Source organism: Pedobacter nyackensis (assembly GCF_900176505.1).
GTDB classification, from domain to species: Bacteria; Bacteroidota; Bacteroidia; order Sphingobacteriales; family Sphingobacteriaceae; genus Pedobacter; species Pedobacter nyackensis.
In genome coordinates this window covers 363,865-386,156 of record NZ_FWYB01000002.1, presented here as the reverse complement: position 1 = coordinate 386,156, position 22,292 = coordinate 363,865, and the positions used below count along the sequence as shown (strand labels likewise).

Here is a 22,292-nt window from a genome sequence, read left to right as displayed (position 1 = left end):
AATGAATAAAAAACCGCTTCATAAGTTTATTGTGAAGCGGTTTTATTTTTTCTTTTATGAACCAACAGGTAACAAACATACAATAGCAAAATCCACCCTGGAATCAACTCAACCGATATTTTTAAACCGGTTACCCACATAATCACTAAAATACCTAAGAGAAAGATCAGGCATATATAGTTCGATATCGGATAGATAAAAGATGGAAACTTAGTTTTTATCTGATCTGCCTCTTTACTCCTTCTGAACTTCAAATGGGTAATGCTGATCATCAGCCAATTGATAATTAAAGAGGATACGACCAGCGACATCAAAATCTCTAACGCCTTCTCCGGCATCAGCTTGTTGATGATAATACATATCGCGGCAAACAAGCTTGATATTAAAATGGCATTTATAGGCACCGAATTTTTATTCAGCTTCGATAAAAAAGAAGGAGCATTTCCTTGTTCAGCCAAGCCAAATAACATCCTGCTGTTACTGTATACACAACTATTATAGACAGACAAAGCAGCCGTCAAAACAATGACATTAAGCGCATTGGCAATCACACTTGTGAAAAAGATAGTTTTGCCCATAAGGGTAAACTGAAAGCCTTTTAAACTTTCAAAAACCATCACAAAAGGACTACTATCAGTGGTAATGTTTTTCCATGGTGATAAGGAGAACAGGATCACAAGTGCACCTACATAAAAGATGAGAATCCGGTAAATCACCTGATTGGTAGCCTTTGGAATCGTTTTTTCGGGCTGCTCGGCCTCTGCCGCTGTTATCCCAATTAATTCCAGTCCACCAAATGAAAACATGATTAAGGCAATGGCGGCAAACAATCCCTGAAAGCCCCCTTTTCCATCTGCACTAAACAAGCCCTTCGCAAAAAAGCCACCATCATTCCATAGATTTTGAATGCTGGCCTGTTCGCCTCCGCTGCCACTAAAAAGCAAATAAATACCAAAAATGATCATGGCAATAATGGCCACGACCTTTATGATTGAAAACCAGAATTCCACCTCGCCATACACTTTAACAGAAGTAAGATTTAAGGCATTAATAACTATAAAGAAGAAAAGACTCGACGACCACAGCGGGATTTCTGGCCACCAGAAATGCACGTAAATGCCAATGGCAGTCAACTCCGACATGCTTACCAGGATATATAATACCCAATAGTTCCAGCCGGAAGCAAAACCGGCAAAAGATCCCCAGTACTTATTCGCAAAGTGACTAAAACTACCCGAAACAGGTTCTTCAACCACCATTTCGCCTAACTGACGCATAATAAAAAAGGCAATAATACCAGCCAGGGCATAGCCTAAAATTACAGAAGGACCAGCCAATACTGCTGCCGGACCAATGCCTAAAAATAATCCTGTTCCTATGGCTCCACCAAGAGCAATTAATTGAATGTGCCTGTTTTGTAAACCCCTTTTGAGTTTTTGATCTTCAGGCTTTTCGGTAGCTTGTTTCAATATTATGGTATTTATTCAATTACAATATGAGTATCACTCAGAATTTCAGCAAAAGTGTGAACTTATATTGAATATTTAAGCACATTTATTAATCATCTAATAAGATCGATGTCATTTGCTCGGGATTATCCAGAAAACCTTTATACAATTGATAAGTGTCGGTCTCTTTATATTTCACTTTATTTATTCCTTCCGGTGACATCTGATAAATAGTGGCGTCTGGATAGGCCAATATAATCGGGGAGTGAGTTGCGATAATGAATTGAGAACGTCTGTTAACTAACTTATCGATTTGTGCTAGCATTGCCATCTGTCGTGTGATGGATAATGCCGACTCCGGTTCATCTAAAATATAAAGACCAGAACCTCCAAAACGATTCATGAACAGCGCCCAGAATGACTCCCCATGTGATTGATGATGCAAAGACTTGCCTCCATAAGAATCGATGATGCGTTCTCCTCCTTCTGGGTCTGAATCCCGCTCGTCTATTTCAGATGCTAAATTGTAAAAGCTCTCACTTCTTAAAAAGAAGCCGTCTCGCATCTTGTGAACACCCTTAGAAATTTTCAGATAATCATGTAAGCTGGAGTGGGTAGACTGTGTATCAAAGTTGAAGTTTTTACTCCCGCCTTCTGCATTGAATCCTAAATTAACAGCTATCGCTTCCAATAAAGTCGATTTACCCATTCCGTTTTCGCCGATCAAATAGGTTACTTTTGGATGAAATGTTAATTTTTTAAAGTTCCGTATGGTTGGAATGTCAAAGGGGTAGTCTGCGGAGATTTCCTCCGGTAGATCTAATTGAACATCATTGATATATCCGTAAAAGTCCATGCTCCTTTAATAATTTACTGCAATTATAAGAGAAATAATTTGATCGGGGTATTTGTGAATTCCAGGATCAGCACCGAAAAAGGTGGCCAGGTAAAATTTAACCTTTTGGAAGAGTAGATCAATTTTGTATATATTGGAAATAGTTTTTTAGGGAAGCAAGAAAATTAACGATCAATGTCTAAAGTAAACTGTTTTGTAGCTGTATTATTCTTTTCTGCCATTTGTTTTAACAGTCGTGCCGTGGGATCTGATGCCTTGGTGCCCCAGGATTCTGTGAGAGAGCAAATTACAATGCTGAACAAAAAAGCCAAGCAGTTAAACAGGGATGCTACCAACCAGGCCATTGCTTATGCCTATAAAGCTTACCTTTTGGCCTACGAGAATAAGTTAAAGCTGGAACAAGCCGATGCACTGGTGATTCTTGCCGAAGGTTATTTATACAACGACATTTACGACCTGGCCCTCGAATATGGATTTAATGCCCTCGAAATTTATAAGGAAAATGGAAGCCCGGAACAAATTGGCGCTACTTATACATTGTTAGGCTGGACCTACTATGATGTGGAGAATGCAGAGCTTTCCCTTAAATATCATACGATGGCCTACAATCTGTACAAAAAGGCCGGGAACGAACAAAAAGCTGCAGTCTCTTTGAATGGAATCGGACTGATTTATCAATTGATGAATGAGTTTAACAAGGCCGCAGATTATTTTAACCAGGTGCTGGAACTGGCGAAAAAGTTTAATAACAAGACTTTAATCAGTGCAGCATATAATAATCTGGGCATCAGCAGCAACAACACCGGCGATTATAAGCAAGCCATTTTTTATTTTCAATTGGCCCTTCAATACTCCAGCGGACAGCTGCTTTCCCTTGCCGAAGTACATAACCAGATGGCCTTCTCGTTGGTGAAACTAGGAAATTATAAAGAAGCGCAGCAGATGCTGGATAAGGCACATGCTTACATTGAACAATCAACTTCGAACTCCAAAAAGGAAAACCTGCTGGATTATTATAAGATCTTTTCTCAGTTGTATCAGCTGACGGGAGATTATAAACATGCCTACGAGTATATTCAGAAATACAATACCATACGTGAGGAGTTTTTATCCAAAAACAAGGTAAATGCTATGTTAACCCTCACGATGAAAAGGGAAGCACAGGATAAAGAACGTCAAATTAAGGCCCTGAGTCTCGAAAAAAGCTTGAAGTCTTATCAGCGCAACACACTGGCCATCATTGTTGTGCTATTGGTGATTATCGGCTTCCTGCTTTACAATAAACTGCGGAGCAGACAGCGGAAAAATGCTGAGCTGGCTGAAGTAAAGCAACAATTGCTCAGCAATAAGCTGGAATTTAATAATGTAGAACTTAAGAATTACTCCATGTACATGTCTCATAGAAATGAAGTCATCGGTAATTTTATGGAAGAATTGACGGTTCTTGAAAAGAGTGGGGGCGATGATGTAATGCAGCGGCTCCATAAACTGGTTAACAAGTTTCGGTACGATGTAAACAGCGAAAAATATATTGAAGATTTTAACTTACAAATTGAAGCCAAATATCAGGACTTCTTTTACAATCTGCAACAAAAATTCCCTACGCTTACTCAAAATGAGCGGCGCTTATGTGCACAGATCAGACTCAATCTTTCTATTAAAGAAATAGCTTCCCTAAACAACATTTCCGTTAAGTCAGTAGAGATGGCAAGATACCGGCTGAGGAAACATTTTGGACTGTCGACCAACGACAGCCTGAATGATTTTCTGAAATCTTTCTAGATTTATTAAAACCGCCTTTTTGGCCGTTTCAGACGGTTTGTAGAGGTCGTGTAGTGGTGAATTGTGTTTGATGTAGGGGTAGTGAAAATCGTTTTTTAAGCGGGTTAATATTTAGGTTTGAGTAACCAATCAACCGGATCAAATTCCGGGATTAGATCACCTATAAACCAAATATTATGATTAAAAATTTACGATGGCCAATTCATTTTCTTTTTGGACTACTCCTGTTGTTCGTTACAGCTGAAAGTTTTGCTCAAAACAACCTTGTAAAAGGACAGGTGCTAAATGAGATTGACCAGCCGGTAGCCGGTATCAGTATTAAAATAAAAGGAACAACTTCAGGAACAGTTTCAGATGCCACAGGGCATTTCGCCATTCGGGCTTCAGCCAACGATATACTTGTCTTTTCTGCAGTAAGTTTTATTACACAGGAAGTGACTGTTGTCTCAGGTAGAGACATCACCGTTAAATTGCTGGGAGACATGACGGGATTGAATGAGGTGGTGGTGATCGGGTATGGTACGCAAAAAAGAAGTAATCTAACCAGTGCTGTAAGTTCTGTAAGCGGGGATAAGTTGGGTAAAGTTGCCGCCAATAACCCTGTAAATGCTTTGCAGGGAAGAGTTGCCGGATTATCTGTTAGTAGCCCGGGTGGTAATCCAGGTCAATCTTCTGATGTACGCTTAAGGGGTATCGGTACATTTGGTATGCACCAGCCGCTCTACATCATTGATGGTGTTCCCGGTGACCCATATTACTTAAGCAGCAATGATGTGGCTTCAGTAGAGGTATTAAAAGATGGAGCTGCAGCTTCTATTTATGGATCAAACAGTGCAAACGGTGTAATTCTGATTACCACTAAAAAAGGTAAAAAAGGAGCGCCGGTAATTGATTTCTCAGGTTTTTACAGCACAGTTACGCCAACCGAAAAATACAAATTTCTGGATGCCAACGGCTATAAACAAGGACACAATCAAATGTATACGAATGCAGGTGTATTGCCTGCCGACTTCCCTGTCTATCTAACAAAAAACACGGGTGTAAATACTGATTGGCAGGACCTGATCAACAGAAGAGGTATTTCGCAAAATTATAACGTAGGATTGAGTGGCGGAGGTGATTACCTGACTTATGCATTAAGTGGCGATTTAACGGATGATAAGGGAACATTTATTGGTTCTAAATTCAATAAGAAATCAATAAAATCAAGAAACGATTTCACAAAGGGAATACTTACTGTAAGCAGCAATATTGTGTATACCGAAACGATTGCTGAGAACGCTAAGTTCGATGTAAAGGATAGCTATTTCCAGTCGCCATTACTTCCTGTTTTCGATAGCAATGAGAAATACGGATACGCCTTAACCGTAGATGGCTTGCCTAAATTCCAAAATCCTATCGGTATTGATCATTTTCTGGATGCCAATTCAAAAACAAGATATCTTGCCGGAAGTGTAAAATTCAACCTTAAACTGTATAAAGGATTGAGCTATACCTCCAATTTGAGTTACATCAATGCTCAAACAGATGATTACGAGCACAGCCCTTCTTTCCGGGCAAATGCCAACGATCCTGCGGTGTCTTTTCCTAGGGTATTTAACCGTACTGCAAATTACAAAGAACGCCTGATGGAGCATTTGTTGAATTACGATCTGGATATTGATAAACACAGTTTCAAGCTGGTAGCCGGTTATACCGCACAGGAAAAAACAAACAAATTTTTAAGTGCAACAGTTGATGGAAAGACGATTGTCAGGACAGTTGTAAATGGTGTTATAGTTGAAAAAGAAGTACCTGCTGGGTTCAGTAATCCTGATTTTAATACCATTACCGCAGGTTTAGGCGGAACATTTACTGCGGAGGGATCAAACAATAAATACGTGCGTTTATCAACTCTGGCCCGCTTAAATTATGCTTATGATAACAAATACCTTTTACAGGTTTCGGTTCGTCGTGACGGCTCTTCTGTATTTGGTGAAGACAGACGTTATGGTGTTTTTCCTTCTGTATCTGCGGGGTGGAACATCAATAAAGAAGCTTTTCTGCAGGGCGTAAGCTGGTTGAGTAATTTAAAACTAAGAGCCAGTTACGGAGAATTGGGTAATGAAGGTGCATTAGGATATTACGATCATCAGGCCTTGATGACCACAGTTAACAACTGGTCGGGAGGTTATGTACAAGGTTCAGGTTCTACACCATGGCCAGGATCAGCAAGTTATACGCTGTTAAATCGTGATTTGCAATGGGAAACCCTTAAGTCGAAAAACTTTGGTTTGGATTTCGGATTGTTCAATAGTTCACTAACAGGTTCAATAAACTATTACAACAACACTACTGATGGTTTATTGATTACCAAGGAAGTTCCGCCTTCAGCAGGTTTGCTGAATCCTATTCTGAACGTTGGAAAGATTGCTAATAAAGGACTTGAACTGGAAACAAATTACCAGGTTACTAAAAACGACTGGCGTTTTGATTTGGGTGGTACTTTTAGTTTATTAAAAAATAAAGTGATCAGTCTTGCCAACCCGGATCAGGTATTGTACGGTACAGGATTAAGATTTGGAACAGATCATTTCCCCACACAAACTACCGTAGGTAAGGAGATTGGCGCCTTTTATTTATATGAAGCTAATGGACTGTTTCAGTCTGATGCAGAAGCGGCAAACTATAAAAATGCTACCGGAGATCCCTTACAGCCAGATGCTATGGCCGGAGATGTTCGCTTTAGGGATACCAATAATGATGGAACTATAAACGAGAAAGACAAAACTTATCAGGGATCTGGTTTTGCTAAATATGAGTACGGTTTGAATATTGGCATAGCCTTTAAAAACTTCGACTTGTCGCTTTTCTGGCAAGGTGTAGGTGGTAACAAGATTTACAATGGAAATCGTTTCGAGCTGGAAGGTATGGATGCAGGAAGGAACTTCTTAGCCACTACTTTATCAGCCTGGACGCCACAAAACACCAATACAGATATGCCGCGGGCGGTACTTGGCGATCCTAACATAAATACCAGAGAGTCGACAAGATTTCTTGAAAATGGGGCTTATTTAAGGTTAAAGCTGGTTCAACTCGGCTATACCTTGCCAAATGATGTATTAAAGAAAATGAAGTTTTCGAGATTGAGGATTTACCTCAGCGGTCAGAATCTGGTAACCTTTACCAAATACACAGGGTTAGATCCGGAAGTTGGAAACTTTAACGCGTTGGATACCGGAGTTGACCGCATGTTGTATCCGCAAAACAAGAGATTGCTGGCAGGTGTTCAATTGACTTTTTAAACTGATAAAAGATGAAAGTAAATAAACTATATATAGGATTGTGTATCGCGTTGCTGGCAGCATCGGGATGTAAGAAAAGTGAGCTGGACCAACAGGTTCCTGATCAGCTAACAGTAGATAATTTCTGGACCAATAAAGACAGGGCATTATCAGGTCTGGCTGCTGCATATTCTCAGCTGGAAGGCTTTGTAGGTTGGGATAATTATGTTGAAGCCCGTTCTGTTCGTGAGTTTTACAGAGAAGATTATGTGGTTCCCGGAGCTGATGCTTTTAACTACCCATGGTGGACAGAGCATTATAATTTTAATTTTACCTCAGGGAATTATGCCATCGATCTGCTTTGGAGAGAGAATTACAAAGGCATTAACTTTTCCAATCAGGTCATTGAAAATGTAGGCAAAATGAACAGCGCAGCTATTGATGACGCCAGTAAAAGGCAAGTGTTGGCAGAAGCTAAATTTTTGAGGGCCTATTATCACTTTAAACTATTGAATAATTTCAGTCAGGTTATTATCAGAGATAAAATGCCTACTTCTGAGGCTGATTTAGCTAAAGGCTTCTCCTCCCGTACTGAGGTTTATGAGTTTATTTTGAAAGACCTCAAAGAGGCTGAACCTGATCTTCCGCTACGTTCGGATAGACCGGATGCTGAGCTGGGTAGGGTAACAAAAGGCGCTGCGGATGCCTACCTGGGTAAAGTATACCTTTATCGTGCCGGAGATGAGAAGGCCAATGCCGTTGCTTATTATGCAGAAGCAAAAACCTGGCTGGAACGCGTGATCGTTTCAAAACAGTACAAACTTGATCCGAATTTCGGCGATATGTTCAACGGAGTTACAAAAAACAGTATAGAATCGGTATTTGAACTGCAACAGTCGGCCGATCCAACCGCCGTTTATCGTTCCTATCTGAGCGACTGGGTTGCTGCATCAGAACTTGGTGGATACGGTGAGATTTATGGAACACCGCGTTTGTTGAATGAAATGCTGAAAGAAGGAAAGATTGCCAATGGTAATTATGATGCAAGAGTATATCCAAGTATTTTCTTCAATGATCCTTATTTTAATAATGCAGGTAGTCCACAAGTATACGGCAGTACCTACGATGCTACTTTTGGCGCCGGTAAACAAACCATTGCTTTCAGAAAATGGACTCCAGCAAATCAGGACCGTTTAGGAAGATCTAATGCCATTAACTTCCCGCTCATGCGTTATGCTGATGTATTGCTGATGTATGCTGAGGTACTAAATGAGCAAGGCAATCCGGATGCGATAAAATCTGTGAATGAGGTAAGGAAAAGAGCCAACCTTCCTGATGCGGCAACTGGAAATAAGCAAGCCGTGTTTAACATCATTATGCATGAACGCGTAATGGAGTTTACGCTTGAGGGTAGCCGTTTCTATGACCTCAGACGCTGGGGCTTGTTAGACCAGAATATGCAGGCAGCAGGAAGAAGATTTACTTCCGATAAAGCTTTCTACCCAACGCCGCTAAAAGAAGTAAGCAACAACCCACAGGCTCATTAATCTCAGGCCGTATTAATTGAATTTGTTACCCGCAGGGGGTATTTCGAAAGGACTAACATGCTTTCGGGCCACCCCCTGCATTTTAAAATCTGCCGATGAATCCCTATAAAACTTTCCAATTCCTGCTTTATTGTTTCCTTATCGTCCCCCAATTGTTGCTGGCACAGCAAAATGACTGGGAAAATCCAGCGAAACCTTCTTTTAATACTTACCCCGCACATGCCCATTTTATTCCGGGAGAAGCATCAAGACTTTCACTGGATGGAATGTGGCGGTTTAAGCTGGTAGAAAACCCCTCATTGAGGTCGCTCGATTTTTTCAAACGTCCGGAGCAGACTAAAAACTGGGCACAGATAAAAGTGCCTGCAAATTGGCAGACTCAAGGCTTTGATAAGTATATCTTTACTGATGTAGAGTATCCTATCCCTCCAAATCCGCCCTTTGTTCCTAACGATTACAATCCTGTCGGTTCCTATCAACGGGAATTTACAATAGACCCATCCTGGACAGGGAAACAGATATTTATCCATCTCGGAGCAGTCAACTCGTTTTTCTATTTATGGATCAACGGACAGTATATCGGATTTAGCAAGGACAGCAAAACACCTACTGAGTTTGACCTAACTAAGGCCCTGAAAACTGGTAAAAACACCGTTTCCTTACAGGTGTTTCGCTTTAGCGATGCTACCTATCTGGAAGGACAAGACATGTGGAAGCTGAGTGGCATTGAAAGAAGTGTGTACCTGATCGCCAGACCTGCATTTCACCTGTTTGATTTTAAAGTAACAAGCACATTGGATGCGCAATATAGAGATGGCTTGTTGGCACTGAATGCTGTATTCAGTAAAATTCCTGATCAAAAAGAACAAGGGGAGCTGAAAGTGGAACTTTTAGATGCTGCAGGTAAACTCGTTTACCAGTCAGAACAGCCTATTAAGGCAGGTAAAACGTTTAGTTTTCAAACAAAAATCCCCAATATAAAGCCATGGAATGCAGAACATCCTAATCTTTATCAGCTGAAGATCACACATCTCAATCAGAAAGGACTGAAGGTAGAAAGCATCGTTCACCCTATTGGGTTCAGAACAGTGGAAATTAAAAATGGTTTGTTCCTTGTCAATGGTGTGCCCATTAAAATTAAAGGTGTCAACCGACATGAGTTCCATAAAATTACCGGTAAAGTCGTTACTGAAGCAGATATGATTCTCGACATCCGCAGGATGAAAGAAATGAATGTAAATGCAGTCCGTACCAGTCATTATCCCAATGCCGAGCGCTGGTATTCGCTATGCGATAAGTACGGATTGTATGTGGTGGATGAAGCAAATATAGAATGTGATGGAATGAGTTTCACACCACAGGAAACATTGTCGAACCAGCCCTTATGGAAAAGTGCCTATCTGGATAGGGTACAACGGATGTGGGAGCGGGATAAAAACTACACCTGCATTGTGACCTGGTCGATTGGAAATGAAAGTGGCTTTGGCGAGAACCTAATGGATTGTTACAGCTGGTTAAAAGCAGCCGATGCGACCCGGCCGGTTCAGTACGAAGCGGCCAAGGATGAGCGCTACTCAGATATTTATTGTCCCATGTATAAATCCATTACTGTCATGGAAAACTATGTAAAAACATCGCGCAACCGACCTTTAATTCAGTGCGAATATGCACATATGATGGGCAACAGCGGTGGTAACCTGAAAGATGATTGGGATCTGATCTACAAATATTCCCAGCTACAGGGTGGTTTTATCTGGGATTTCTCCGATCAGACATTTGAGTTGAAGGATAAAAGAGGGAACAAAATATGGGGCTTTGGTCGAGATATGGGAACTGTAGGCCTAACCAGTGATACGAGTTTCTGTGCGGATGGCTTGTTATCTGCAGACCGTACCTTTCATCCCCAGGCCTACGAATTGCAAAAGGTTTACCAGAATGTAGGTTTCGAAGCCAAAGATCTGGGTCAGTATAGTTTTACCATTTCAAACAGGTTTGATTTTACTGATCTGGCCAATTATAAACTTAGCTGGATCATTAAGGGGAACGGAAAAGTTGTAGCCCAGGGTGATGTTGAGGAATTATCTCTTTTACCAGGGGAAGCGAAAGATGTCCGGTTAAATGTACCCTCTTTTATAGCTAAGCCAGGTGTGGTGTATTTTATCAATCTCGAATTCCAGAGTCGTAAAGCCGCAGAATTGCTGCCTGCAGGATATGTAATCGCCAGAGAACAGTTCAAATTACCGATAAAGGTAGATGTAGAAAAGGCCATGAGGAAGGAACTTCCTTTAGCACTGAAAACCGGGAATGGTAAACTTCAGTTTTCCGGGAAAGGGTTTGCTGTTGGCTTTAACCAAAAAACAGGATTGCTGGAAAGTTATCAGGTTGCGGGCAAGGAACTGATCCAAAAAGCACTGGAGCCTCATTTCTGGCGTTCCGCAACAGATAATGATATCGGTAACAGCCTGCAGATTAGAAGTAAGGTTTGGCAGAATGCCTTTAAAACCGCAGAACTTAAAGCATTAGAATACAATAAGACCTCTTCTTCAGATTACAAGGTAGAAACCTCTTATTTTTTGTCTGCAGTAGATGCAACCTGTAATGTTATTTACTTGATTAAGGGCGATGGCGATGTAGTGGTCGACTATCATTTGAAAACCGGAGAAGGGAAACATCCGGAACCACAACGTATTGGTATGCGGCTGATCTTAAATCCAAATTACGATCAGGTAAGCTGGTTGGGAAGAGGACCATTTGATAACTATGTAGACCGCAGTTATGCTGCTGATATTGACCTGTACAAGATGAAAGCAAATGCGCTGTTTTACCCTTATCCCCGGGCTCAGGAAAGCGGCTATCGTACGGATGTGAGCTGGGCTGCATTACAGAATCCTACAGGAGCAGGTTTAATGGCTATCGGTAAATCACCATTAAGTATAGGTGTGCTGCATTTTGACATGAAAAACCTGGACTTTGATAAGGATGCCAAACAGAATGTGCATGGTGGTTCAATGGTTGACGAAGGCCTGGTTTGGTGGAATATCGACCATCAGCAGATGGGCGTTGGTGGCGACAATAGCTGGGGTGCACAAACACACCCGCAATACCGTCTCCCTTACAAAGATTATAACTACTCGTTTACACTGCGACCGGTATTTAGTAAAGAGATTTTAACAGAAAGAGCAAAGGATTAGGATGAGGTATTATTTAGTAGGGTTACTCAGTTTGATGCTGGGTACAGCTTTCGGACAAAGTTCAGGAAGGCAATTCGAGGATGTTTTAAAATTGGGATATCATGTCGATAGTTCATTAATTATTGAAACCAATGTATTTTCGGATATGGGGGCATGGCATGCCTATACACTACCGCGGGATGCTGCGGATTATGGAACTTTTATCGGCCCGATGGTGATGGACATGAGCGGAAGCTGGCTGGCTAACGCTATGGCTAAACTCACCATAACTGAATCCGGGAAATTGGTTGATTTGAGCAAAGCCAGGGCCGAAATTCATTATTACCCTGGATTGTTAGAACAGCAATTGTGGGTTGATGGGTTAAAGATCCATTTGCAGCTGATCTTTGTTTCCAACCGCGAAGCGATGATCAGTACGCGGATTAGCAACCCTTCTTCAGTTAAAAAGAAATTGCAACTTAGCTGGTCAGGAGAGGTATTATTAAAGGAAGCCAGCATGAAGCAGCAAGGAAATGGTATTGCTGTTGATTTTAACGAAGATCATCGGTTTCAGGTAGTTTTTCCTAAAAGTGACCAGCTAGTCTTTGAACTGAGGAACAAAGCGTATAAAGCAAAGCAAGCAGAATTTACGTTGCTGCCGGGAAAAAGTTATTCAATAAGCCATACGGAACGGTATGATCTGGAAGCTCCTAAAATAGCCCAAAGCAACGACGATTTCAACATCCTGTTAAAAGCCAACAGACTGCGCTGGGACAATTACCTAAACCGCTATTTTAAAGCACCTGGTGCGGTATTAAAAGACTCCATCCAAAAAAGAATCGCTGTAAAGTCTATTGTAACACTAATGACCAACTGGAGAAGTAAGGCAAAGGATTTACTGCACGATGGGGTTTTTCCGTCATTGAATTACCAGGGTTTTTATGGTTTCTGGAGTTGGGACAGCTGGAAGCAAGCGGTAGGAATAAGTTATTTCAATCCTCAATTGGCCAAAAATAATATACTTTCCATGTTCGATTATCAGGATGAATATGGAATGGTAGCAGATTGCGTTTACGCCGATAAGCGAGAAAACAACTGGCGCGATACCAAACCTCCACTTGCAGCCTGGGGCGTTTGGAAAGTCTATCAGCAATCACCAGACAAGGATTTTCTCAAGGGGATTTATCCTAAACTGGTCAAGTACCACAATTGGTGGTATAAAAACCGGGACCATAATAAAAATGGCTTATGTGAATATGGTGCAACTGATGGAACCAGGATTGCTGCGGCATGGGAGAGTGGTATGGACAATGCCGTACGTTTTGATCAGGCGGTTCTGTTTAAAAATAATGACAAGGCCTGGTCGCTAAATCATGAATCTGTAGATCTGAATGCTTATCTGTATGCTGAAAAGGAGTATCTGGCTAAAATTGCAGCTATTTTGGGCTTAAAGCAGGAAGCCATAGCTTGGCGGAAACAGCTCGCACCATTGAAAAAACAAATAGAGGCTACTTTTTATGATGCTGCAAGATCCTATTATTACGATAGGTTAATGGATGGAGTGTGGATCCAGGCCGAAGGTCCTGAAGGCTGGATTCCATTGTGGGCAGGTCTATCCAGTCCAAACCAGGCCGGATTGCTGTTGCAAATGATGGAAAAGAAAAGTAAGTTTAACACGCTGGTACCCTTGCCTACACTTGCGGCCGATCATCCTAAGTTTGATCCGACCAAAGGCTATTGGAGAGGACCAGTATGGCTGGATCAGGTCTATTTTGGATTAAATGGGCTGCAGCAATACGGATACCATAAAGAAGCACGTTACTTTTTAGATCAGCTGTTGAAAAATGCAGAAGGATTATCCCAGCAGGGACCAATCCACGAAAACTACCATCCACTTAGTGGAAAAGGTTTAAATGCCATGAACTTCAGCTGGTCGGCCGCCCACTTATTAATGATGTTAAAAGAAAACAGGATATGATAATTTCCGAACAATATTTAAAAGAATTACTACATAAACATTACGAAATAGCAATCTCCTCTATTGAGAAGATCCACGGCTATGAAGATCAGAATTTCCTGCTAAAGGATATAGAAGGAAAAAAACTAGTCGTTAAGGTGGCTGCGGATCTGATGGATCCGTACTTTTTAGAAGCCCAGCTTAAGGCTATGGCACATCTAAGGAAAAAAGACAACGACATCAAAATACAACATGTGCTTGCCAATTTAGATGGGGGTGCCTATACCGTATTTTATATCGATGGAAAGGCTTTATACCTAAGGGTATTGTCGTACCTGGAAGGAACTTTTATGGGCGACATCAAGGATTGCCCGCTTTCGGTAGTGGAGAGTTTGGGTACTAACCTGGCCAATATGGATCTCCAACTCAAAGACTTTACTCATCCTGCTGCCTACCGCTTTGCGGAATGGGATCTGGCACAGGTGCTAAATTGTCGCGATCATTTATTCCACATCAAGGATCATGAGAAAAGAACCATGGCAGATTATTTTCTGTTACAGTATGAAATGGAAGTCCTGCCTTTGCAGCATAAGCTGAGAAAAGCCGTGATCCATAACGATGCTAATGATTACAATGTCCTGGTAAAAGATGGACAGGTGAGTGGGGTTATTGACTTTGGCGACATGGTAGAAAGTCAGCTGATCAATAACGTAGCTGTTGCCTGTACATATGTGATGTTTAAAAGGGAGGACCCGCTGACTGCAGCTTTGGCTTTATTGAAGCGTTACCATGAGGTATATCCTTTAAGAGAAACAGAGCTTTCGGTATTGTATTTCCTGATCGCTGCGCGTCTTTGTATGAGCGTTACCACTTCAGCGATGCAGAGAAGCAAGAGCGACAATGCTCATCATTTTATATCAGAAACTGATGCCTGGACACTAATGTATCAGTGGATACAAATCAATCCGTTGCATGCGCAAAATCAGTTTAACCTCAGCTGTGGTTTTCCAACGGTATTGGGACAAGAGGAGCAGGATCAGGAGTTAAAAAGGGAAAGAAAGGAAGTGGTAGGTGCCAATCTGAGTATCAGTTATCAAAAGAATTTAAAAATCAACAGAGGGGCCCTGCAATATCTTTATGATGATAAAGGAGATACTTATATCGATTGTGTAAACAACGTAAGTCATGTTGGTCATTGTCACCCTGTAGTGGTTAAAGCCATGCAGAAACAATTGGCTAAGCTCAATACCAATACCCGTTATTTGCACGATAGTCTGGTGGAGTATGCTAAGTTGATTACTTCAACATTGCCTCCAAAATTAAAGGTTTGCTATTTCTGCAATTCCGGAAGCGAAGCAAATGATCTGGCCATCCGTATCAGCAGGCATTTTACCAAACAAAAAGATGTCATTGTATTGGATCATGCTTATCATGGTACTTCTACAGTGGCCATGGAATTGAGTCCGTATAAATTTGATGGTCGTGGTGGAGCCGGACAGAAGCCTTATATCCACAAGGGCTTGAACCCTGATCTTTACCGTGGTACTTATCGTTATGGGGATGAACAGGCTGGAGAAAAATATGCAAAAGATATCGCTGATATCATTAAGCACTTATCTGATAACGGAACCGGCGTTGCCGCCTTTATCTGTGAAACTTTACTTGGTGTAGGCGGACAAATCCCATTGCCTGATGGTTATTTAAAAGCCGTGTATAAGCATGTCAGGGCTGCGGGAGGTCTGTGTATTGCCGATGAAGTGCAAGTTGGTTTCGGAAGGGTAGGTGAGCACTTCTGGGGTTTTGAACTGCAGGATGTAGAGCCTGATATTGTAGTGCTTGGAAAACCAATTGGTAATGGTCATCCACTTGCTGCGGTAGTGCTTACTGAAGAAGTCGCTGCAGCCTTTAACAATGGGATGGAGTATTTTAATACTTATGGCGGTAACCCGGTATCTATGGAAACAGGTATTGCCGTAATGAATGTAATCCGTGATGAGGAATTGCAGCAAAGAGCATTGGAAACTGGCGACTTCCTTATCGAAGGGCTTAAAAAGTTAATGGAAAAGCATGCCATCATCGGTGATGTAAGAGGTAAAGGCTTATTTGTCGGAGCTGAATTGGTACGCGATCGTAAAACCCTGGAACCGGCTGTGCCCGAAATTGATCAGATTGTAGAACAAATGAAGGACCGCGGCTTTTTGATCAGTACGGACGGACCGCTGCACAATGTTTTAAAAATCAAGCCTCCAATGTTGTTTAATATTGAGAATGCGGAGTCTTTTTTATGTAATCTGGACGAGGTTCTCGCGGGATCTGGAAGCTGATTTAGACCAATATCCAAAACTATTTTGTAAGTGTTTGGTTTATAATGAACAACGGTTATAAATTATGGAAACGAAAACTGAACTCATAAGCGATCTGAAAAGATTGATAAACATTTTAAATGATGGTAAGGAAGGTTACGGTGTTGCAGGTGAAGCTACAGCTAACAGCGACCTCAAAGCAGTGTTTTTAAAATATTCAGTTCAGCGTGCGGGATTTGCCCAGGAACTTAGCGATCATATCGCTGAACATGGCGGTGAATTGGATAATGCCGAGGAAAGTGGCTCCGGACCACTGTCTGCCTGGCTTGATGTTAAACAGGCTATAAGTGGAAAAGAAGATACTGCTATTCTCGCTGCAATTGAAACGGCTGAGCAAAAGGCGATTGAAAGTTACGATCGCGTGATAAAGAATATTGAGATTCATAAGGATCATATCGTGATGCTGCAAAGACAAAGAACAGGTATTCAGGATGCGCTCAGGAAAGTTGAAGTCTATCACCAGCGATTATTGAAATAGATTTTAATTAATAAATTCCTATTATTGCACTGGGAATGTGTGCGTTTCGATCTCCCGGGGGCAAATGCAAGAAGTAGATTTAAAAAATATTTCAGATCAGGAATTAACAAATCTCCTCAAAGAGGGGGATGCCAGCGCTTATACGGTAATTTACAACCGCTATTTTGATGAATTGTACATTCATGCGTATAATCGTTTACGCGATAAAGAGGAAGCGCAGGATGTAATTCACGAACTTTTTGCAGGACTGTGGAGCAAAAGAAGCAGTTTAATGGTTAGGACAAGTCTGGCAGCTTACTTGTATACTTCGGTGAGGAACAGAATTATGGATGTGATCGCTCACCAGCAGGTAGAAAACAAATACGTCAGTTCTTTACAGCATTTCATTGAAACCGGTTATTGCATTACAGATCATCAGGTTAGGGAACGGCAGCTTGCCTCTTTGATAGAAAAGGGTATTTCTGAGCTCCCACCAAAAATGCGCGAGGTATTTGAACTAAGCCGTAAGCATGTCATGAGTCATAAAGAAATTGCTGAACAACTCAATATATCTGAACAAACCGTTAGAAAGCAAGTCAATAATGCCTTGAAGATTCTACGTTCAAAGCTCGGAATGACCCTTTTCTTGAGCATATAAAGTTTATTTTAAATTTTTATTAATTCTTTCTACCCCATACCTACCCGGCTTGCCGTCTATAGTTTAAAGGGAGTACTTCTCTTTAAGTATCAATGGAAAACAAAGAAGCAAAGGAATTATTAATAAAATATAAAGTTGGCATTTGCACCGATGAGGAGCTTGCCATGCTGGAAAGCTGGTATCTTAATTTTGAAGATGAAGCAACCAATCTGATTTCGGAAGATGTAATAGAAGCAAAAGCTAAAGTATGGGTGGGGTTACCGGTTCATACCCGTATTGGCAAAGCGGTCAGATTGTGGCGGAGAATTGCTGTAGCCGCATCGGTTGTCGTTTGTATGACCGTAAGTCTGGTTTATTACCAAAGTACCAAAGATCAAGCTGTAAATGATCTTCCAAGCTTAGCTACAATTGTTCCGGGGGGTAACAAAGCGGTGCTTACCTTGGCTGATGGTTCAAAGATCGATTTAAATAATGTTTCTAAAGGAACATTGGCCAATCAGTCAGGTATAACAATTACAAAAGCGGCAGATGGACAATTGGTTTATACGGTTGTTGAAAGTAAGGGGAAGGAGCACGCACAATTTAATACTATTGAAACCCCTCGTGGAGGATATTATCAGATCAGTCTACCCGATGGTACTAAAGTCTGGCTTAATGCTTCATCATCCCTAACCTACCCTACATCTTTTGTTGCAGGAGAAAGAAAGGTAAATCTTAAGGGAGAGGCTTACTTTGAAGTAGCACATGATAAAGAAGCTCCTTTTAAGGTAGCATCAAATAATCAGGTCATAACCGTTCTGGGAACCCACTTTAATGTGAGTGCGTATACAGATGAGAACCGTACGGTAACCACATTGCTTCAGGGGAAGGTCAAGGTTCAACTTAATGATATGGATGCTTATGCGGAGTTGAATCCTGGTGAACAAAGTATATTGGTAAACCGTACTTTTAAAGTTGGGAAAGTTGAAAATGATGACGCTATTGCCTGGAAAAACAATGTTTTTGTATTTGACAATGAAGAGTTGGGGAGTATCATGCGCAAGATTTCAAGATGGTATGATGTAGATGTAGTTTGTCCACCGGAAATGGAAAAAATGCCGTTTGCGGGTACTGTATCAAGAAATAAAAATATCGAACAAGCACTCAGGATTATGGAATTAACAGGAACTGTTCACTTTAAGGTTGAAGGAAGGAGGATTACTGTGATGCCATAAACTTCTACTTTATCTCGTGCAGTAAATCCGGACCAAAAAATCCAGGAGCGGTTGCAACGCCCCTGAATTTAATTATACTCTTAGAGAGTAATTGTTCGGGACAGGCTGCTAAATAAATCGACTTTATCAACATTGGACCCTAAACCCAAACAAAACAAATGTATGAATTTTTACATGACATTTAAACGCGGGGGATTATCCCGTATTTATGCCAATATCTTTCTGAAAGTGAAACTTACGATTATTATACTCACCACTGTAATATTGCAAGTTAGCGCCTCAAGTTATGCCCAGATCACACTTCGTGAAAAGGAAGCTCCTTTGGAGAAAGTTATTCAAAAGATTAGAAAACAGATTGGCTATGATATTTTCTATAATGCGGGAATGCTTAAAAAGGCAAGACCTGTTACCTTATCCGTAAGTAATGCATCAGTACAGGAAGTCCTGGACCTGTGTTTTAAGGGACAGCCGCTTACTTACCGGATTGAACAGAAAACCATAATTGTACAAAGTGCTCAGGAGAGTGTTTTCGTGACATCAGCTATTATAATTAAAGGGACTGTGTTAGACGAAAGTGGGAAACCGATCCCAGGAGCATCCATTAGAGTGAAGCAAACCGATTCAAGAGCTTTGTCTAGAGCTATAACAACTAATTCCGAAGGTCAGTTTAGTATTGACGTTAGTTCGGGAAGCGATATTTTAGTCGTTTCTTTTGTTGGTTATAAGACTCAGGAGATCAGGTTGAAGCCCAACCAGGGACCGCTGAAAATCAGATTGGAGCTAGCTGAAAATAACATGGAAACCGTAGTGATCAACACTGGTATGTTTAAAAAGACGGATAAGAGTTTTACAGGAGCTTCTACTACCGTAACGGCTAAAGAACTGGCCGAATTCGGTAACAGAAACCTGATTACTTCGTTAAGAAATATTGATCCTGCTTTTAACATTATTGAAAGTAATTCTTTTGGATCAAATCCAAATCGCATGCCTGAGATTCAGATTCGTGGAAACTCCAGTATTCCAAATGTTGGCGATATAACTGACCAGGCAAGAGCTCAATTAAATACGCCTTTAATTATCATGGATGGCTTTACATCTTCGCTTCAACGTCTTTACGATATGAACGAAAATGAAGTAGAATCAATGACTATCCTCAAAGATGCAGCAGCGACCGCAATCTATGGTTCGAGGGGATCTAATGGTGTTATTGTTATCGTTACCAAATCGCCAAGAGAGGGAAAGTTACGCTTAACTTATCGTTCTGACGTCAATATTGAGGCACCTGATTTGAGTGGCTATAGCTTACTCAATGCCCGTGATAAACTGGATCTGGAGTTAAAGGCAGGCTATTATAATAGTGCACGTGCCGAAACTGATCTACCTTTAAAAAGATATTATAGCTACCTGCTTAACGAAGTAAATAGCGGAGTAGAAACCGATTGGATGGCTTTACCACTGCGGAATGGAATTGGACAACGCCATAACCTTCGTATTGAAGGTGGAGATCGGGCTTTCAGGTATTCAGCTTCAGCGCAGGTAAACAATATTCAGGGTGTAATGAAGGGTTCATCCCGTAATACGCTTAATGGTACCATCACATTGGCCTATACTTATAAAAATATAAGATTCAGAAACAACTTGCAAGTTCAGCAGGGAAAATCAAATGAATCACCATATGGCATATTTAGCGACTACAGTAAGATGAATCCCTACTGGAGGCCATATGATGAAAAAGGTAAGGTCATTAAATTATTGGGTAATCCCGGAAATTTAGATTATAGCGGATATTGGAATCCACTTCCAACAAATCCATTATACAATGCTTCTTTAAACGTATTTGATAAATCCTCAACCTCTACCATTATCAATAATGCTTCGGTTGAATGGAGCATACTGGAGGAACTCGTGTTAAGAGGACAATTGGGAATTACAAAAACAAATAGGCAAACGGATGTATTCAGGCCTGCTGATCATACTGCATTTGCAAATTACAGTGTGGATGACTTTTTTAGAAAAGGTGATTACAACTACGGCATCTCAAACATCTTTGGGTATGATGCGGCATTGAACCTGCAATATTCCAAAACTTTTGCCGGTGATCACGTACTGAGTGGTGGTTTGAACTTAAACGTAACTGAAGATGAAAACTCTACTTATGGCTTTAAAGCCGAAGGTTTTCCGAATGAGAAATTTGATTTTATATCCATGTCGCTGCAATACGCAAAAGATGGTAAACCAACAGGATCGGAAGGTTTAACCCGTGCTATTGGTGCAACAGCGAGTGCCAACTACATTTATGCAAATCGTTACTTTATTGATGCTTCGTTCCGTACAGACGGATCTTCGCAATTTGGAGTAAATAAAAGGTTTGCGCCATTTTGGTCAACAGGTATTGGATGGAACTTACACAGTGAAAAATTCCTTTTAAACAGCAAAATTGTCAATCGTTTAAAGTTACGGGCATCTGCCGGAACGACCGGTGCAAGAAACTTTGATCCTTACCAGGCGATGTCAACCTACCGTTATTATACAGATCAACGTTATTTTAACTGGATGGGTGCACAATTGCTAGGTCTGGGTAATGATGACCTGCAATGGCAACAGACCTTAAAGTACAATGTGGGTATGGATGCTGAGTTTTTAAATTCTCGCTTAAAGCTTACTGCTGATTATTATATCGAAACTACAAACGACCTGGTTTCTTCTATTAACCTGCCGGCTTCAAATGGCTTTAGCAGTTACGTTGAAAATATCGGCCGGATGAGAAATAAAGGTTATGAATTGAAAGGTACGGCCTTTTTATTGTCTAATCGCCGCGGTTTTACCTGGACGGTTTCTGCTGCATTATTACATAATAAAAATAAAGTTCTGGAAACGTCCAAAGCCCTTAAAGATGCTCAAAGTACGACAATCAATAGTAAAACAGATCCTGGTACGCTTTATATAGAAGGCTATTCAAGTAATGATATCTGGGTTGTTCCATCTATAGGTATAGATCCAAGTACAGGTAAGGAATTGTATTTGGGCGCTGATGGTCAGCCTACTTATGTATGGGATGCTAAAGATATCCGTGCAGTAGGTTCCAGGGATCCAAAAATCTTTGGAAACTTTAGTACGATGGTGCGTTATAAAGGGTTTTCTGTAAATGCGGCATTCCGTTATACCGCAGGCGGACAGCAATATAACACTACACTGGTTAATAAAGTGGAGTCGGGAAACTACAAGTATAATGTAGATTCAAGAGTATATGACAGCAGATGGCAACAACCTGGCGATATCGCTGCGTTTAAAGGATTGTTGATTACCACCCCAACTTATAAGACCTCAAGGTTTGTTCAGGATGAAAATACGCTGATTTGTTCGAATGTTAATTTCCAGTATGAAATAAGATCGGCAAACTTCCTGAAAAGGCTGAAGCTTGAAGCACTGAACTTTAAAGCAGATATGGCAGAACCGATGTATCTGTCTAGTATCAGGCGTGAAAGAGGTACCGATTATCCCTTCTCCAGACAATTCTCTTTTAGTATTAATGCAACCTTCTAAATATATAGAAATGAAACCATCATGAGTTTACAAT

12 protein-coding genes are annotated in these 22,292 nt (G+C 41.0%); 10 read left to right on the top strand and 2 right to left on the bottom strand.

Annotation, left to right across the window (positions count from 1 at the left end):
• Positions 1-26: 26 nt before the first annotated feature.
• Positions 27-1,469, bottom strand: coding sequence for an amino acid permease (locus B9A18_RS05870; RefSeq protein ID WP_084288098.1), 1,443 nt, complete (start codon positions 1,467-1,469; stop codon positions 27-29).
• A gap of 88 nt (positions 1,470-1,557) precedes the next feature.
• Complete coding sequence (locus B9A18_RS05865; RefSeq protein ID WP_084288096.1) at positions 1,558-2,304, bottom strand: AAA family ATPase; 747 nt, start codon at positions 2,302-2,304, stop codon at positions 1,558-1,560.
• 174 nt (positions 2,305-2,478) lie between these two features.
• Here B9A18_RS05865 and B9A18_RS05860 point away from each other — a divergent pair, with 174 nt between their 5' ends.
• From B9A18_RS05860 to B9A18_RS05815, 10 genes are all read left to right on the top strand, one after another.
• Positions 2,479-4,086 carry a tetratricopeptide repeat protein gene (locus B9A18_RS05860; RefSeq protein WP_084288094.1) on the top strand — a complete coding sequence of 536 codons (1,608 nt, stop codon included), beginning with the start codon at positions 2,479-2,481 and terminating at the stop codon, positions 4,084-4,086.
• A 176-nt stretch (positions 4,087-4,262) separates the two neighbouring features.
• Positions 4,263-7,370, top strand: coding sequence for a SusC/RagA family TonB-linked outer membrane protein (locus B9A18_RS05855; protein WP_084288091.1), 3,108 nt, complete (start codon positions 4,263-4,265; stop codon positions 7,368-7,370).
• Between the two features lie 11 nt (positions 7,371-7,381).
• Positions 7,382-8,896, top strand: coding sequence for a RagB/SusD family nutrient uptake outer membrane protein (locus B9A18_RS05850; RefSeq protein WP_084288089.1), 1,515 nt, complete (start codon positions 7,382-7,384; stop codon positions 8,894-8,896).
• 95 nt (positions 8,897-8,991) lie between these two features.
• The gene (locus B9A18_RS05845; protein ID WP_084288086.1) at positions 8,992-12,087 is read left to right on the top strand and encodes a glycoside hydrolase family 2 TIM barrel-domain containing protein; all 3,096 of its coding nucleotides are present in this window, start codon (positions 8,992-8,994) and stop codon (positions 12,085-12,087) included.
• 1 nt (position 12,088) lies between these two features.
• Entirely contained in the window at positions 12,089-14,044 is a 1,956-nt protein-coding gene (locus B9A18_RS05840) for an MGH1-like glycoside hydrolase domain-containing protein (protein WP_084288084.1), read from the top strand.
• Positions 14,041-16,347: an aminotransferase class III-fold pyridoxal phosphate-dependent enzyme gene (locus B9A18_RS05835; protein WP_084288082.1), complete on the top strand. Its 2,307-nt coding sequence runs from the start codon at positions 14,041-14,043 to the stop codon at positions 16,345-16,347. Before B9A18_RS05840 ends, B9A18_RS05835 begins: the two co-directional genes overlap by 4 nt.
• Before the next feature lie 64 nt (positions 16,348-16,411).
• Complete coding sequence (locus B9A18_RS05830; RefSeq protein ID WP_084288079.1) at positions 16,412-16,864, top strand: PA2169 family four-helix-bundle protein; 453 nt, start codon at positions 16,412-16,414, stop codon at positions 16,862-16,864.
• 64 nt (positions 16,865-16,928) lie between these two features.
• The gene (locus tag B9A18_RS05825; RefSeq protein WP_084288076.1) at positions 16,929-17,501 is read left to right on the top strand and encodes an RNA polymerase sigma factor; all 573 of its coding nucleotides are present in this window, start codon (positions 16,929-16,931) and stop codon (positions 17,499-17,501) included.
• 92 nt (positions 17,502-17,593) lie between these two features.
• Positions 17,594-18,715, top strand: a complete 1,122-nt coding sequence (locus B9A18_RS05820; protein ID WP_084288073.1) for a FecR family protein — start codon at positions 17,594-17,596, stop codon at positions 18,713-18,715.
• Positions 18,716-18,877: 162 nt separating this feature from the next.
• Positions 18,878-22,258 (top strand): SusC/RagA family TonB-linked outer membrane protein, encoded by a 3,381-nt coding sequence (locus B9A18_RS05815; RefSeq protein WP_084288070.1) that lies wholly within the window; start codon positions 18,878-18,880, stop codon positions 22,256-22,258.
• Positions 22,259-22,292: the final 34 nt, after the last annotated feature.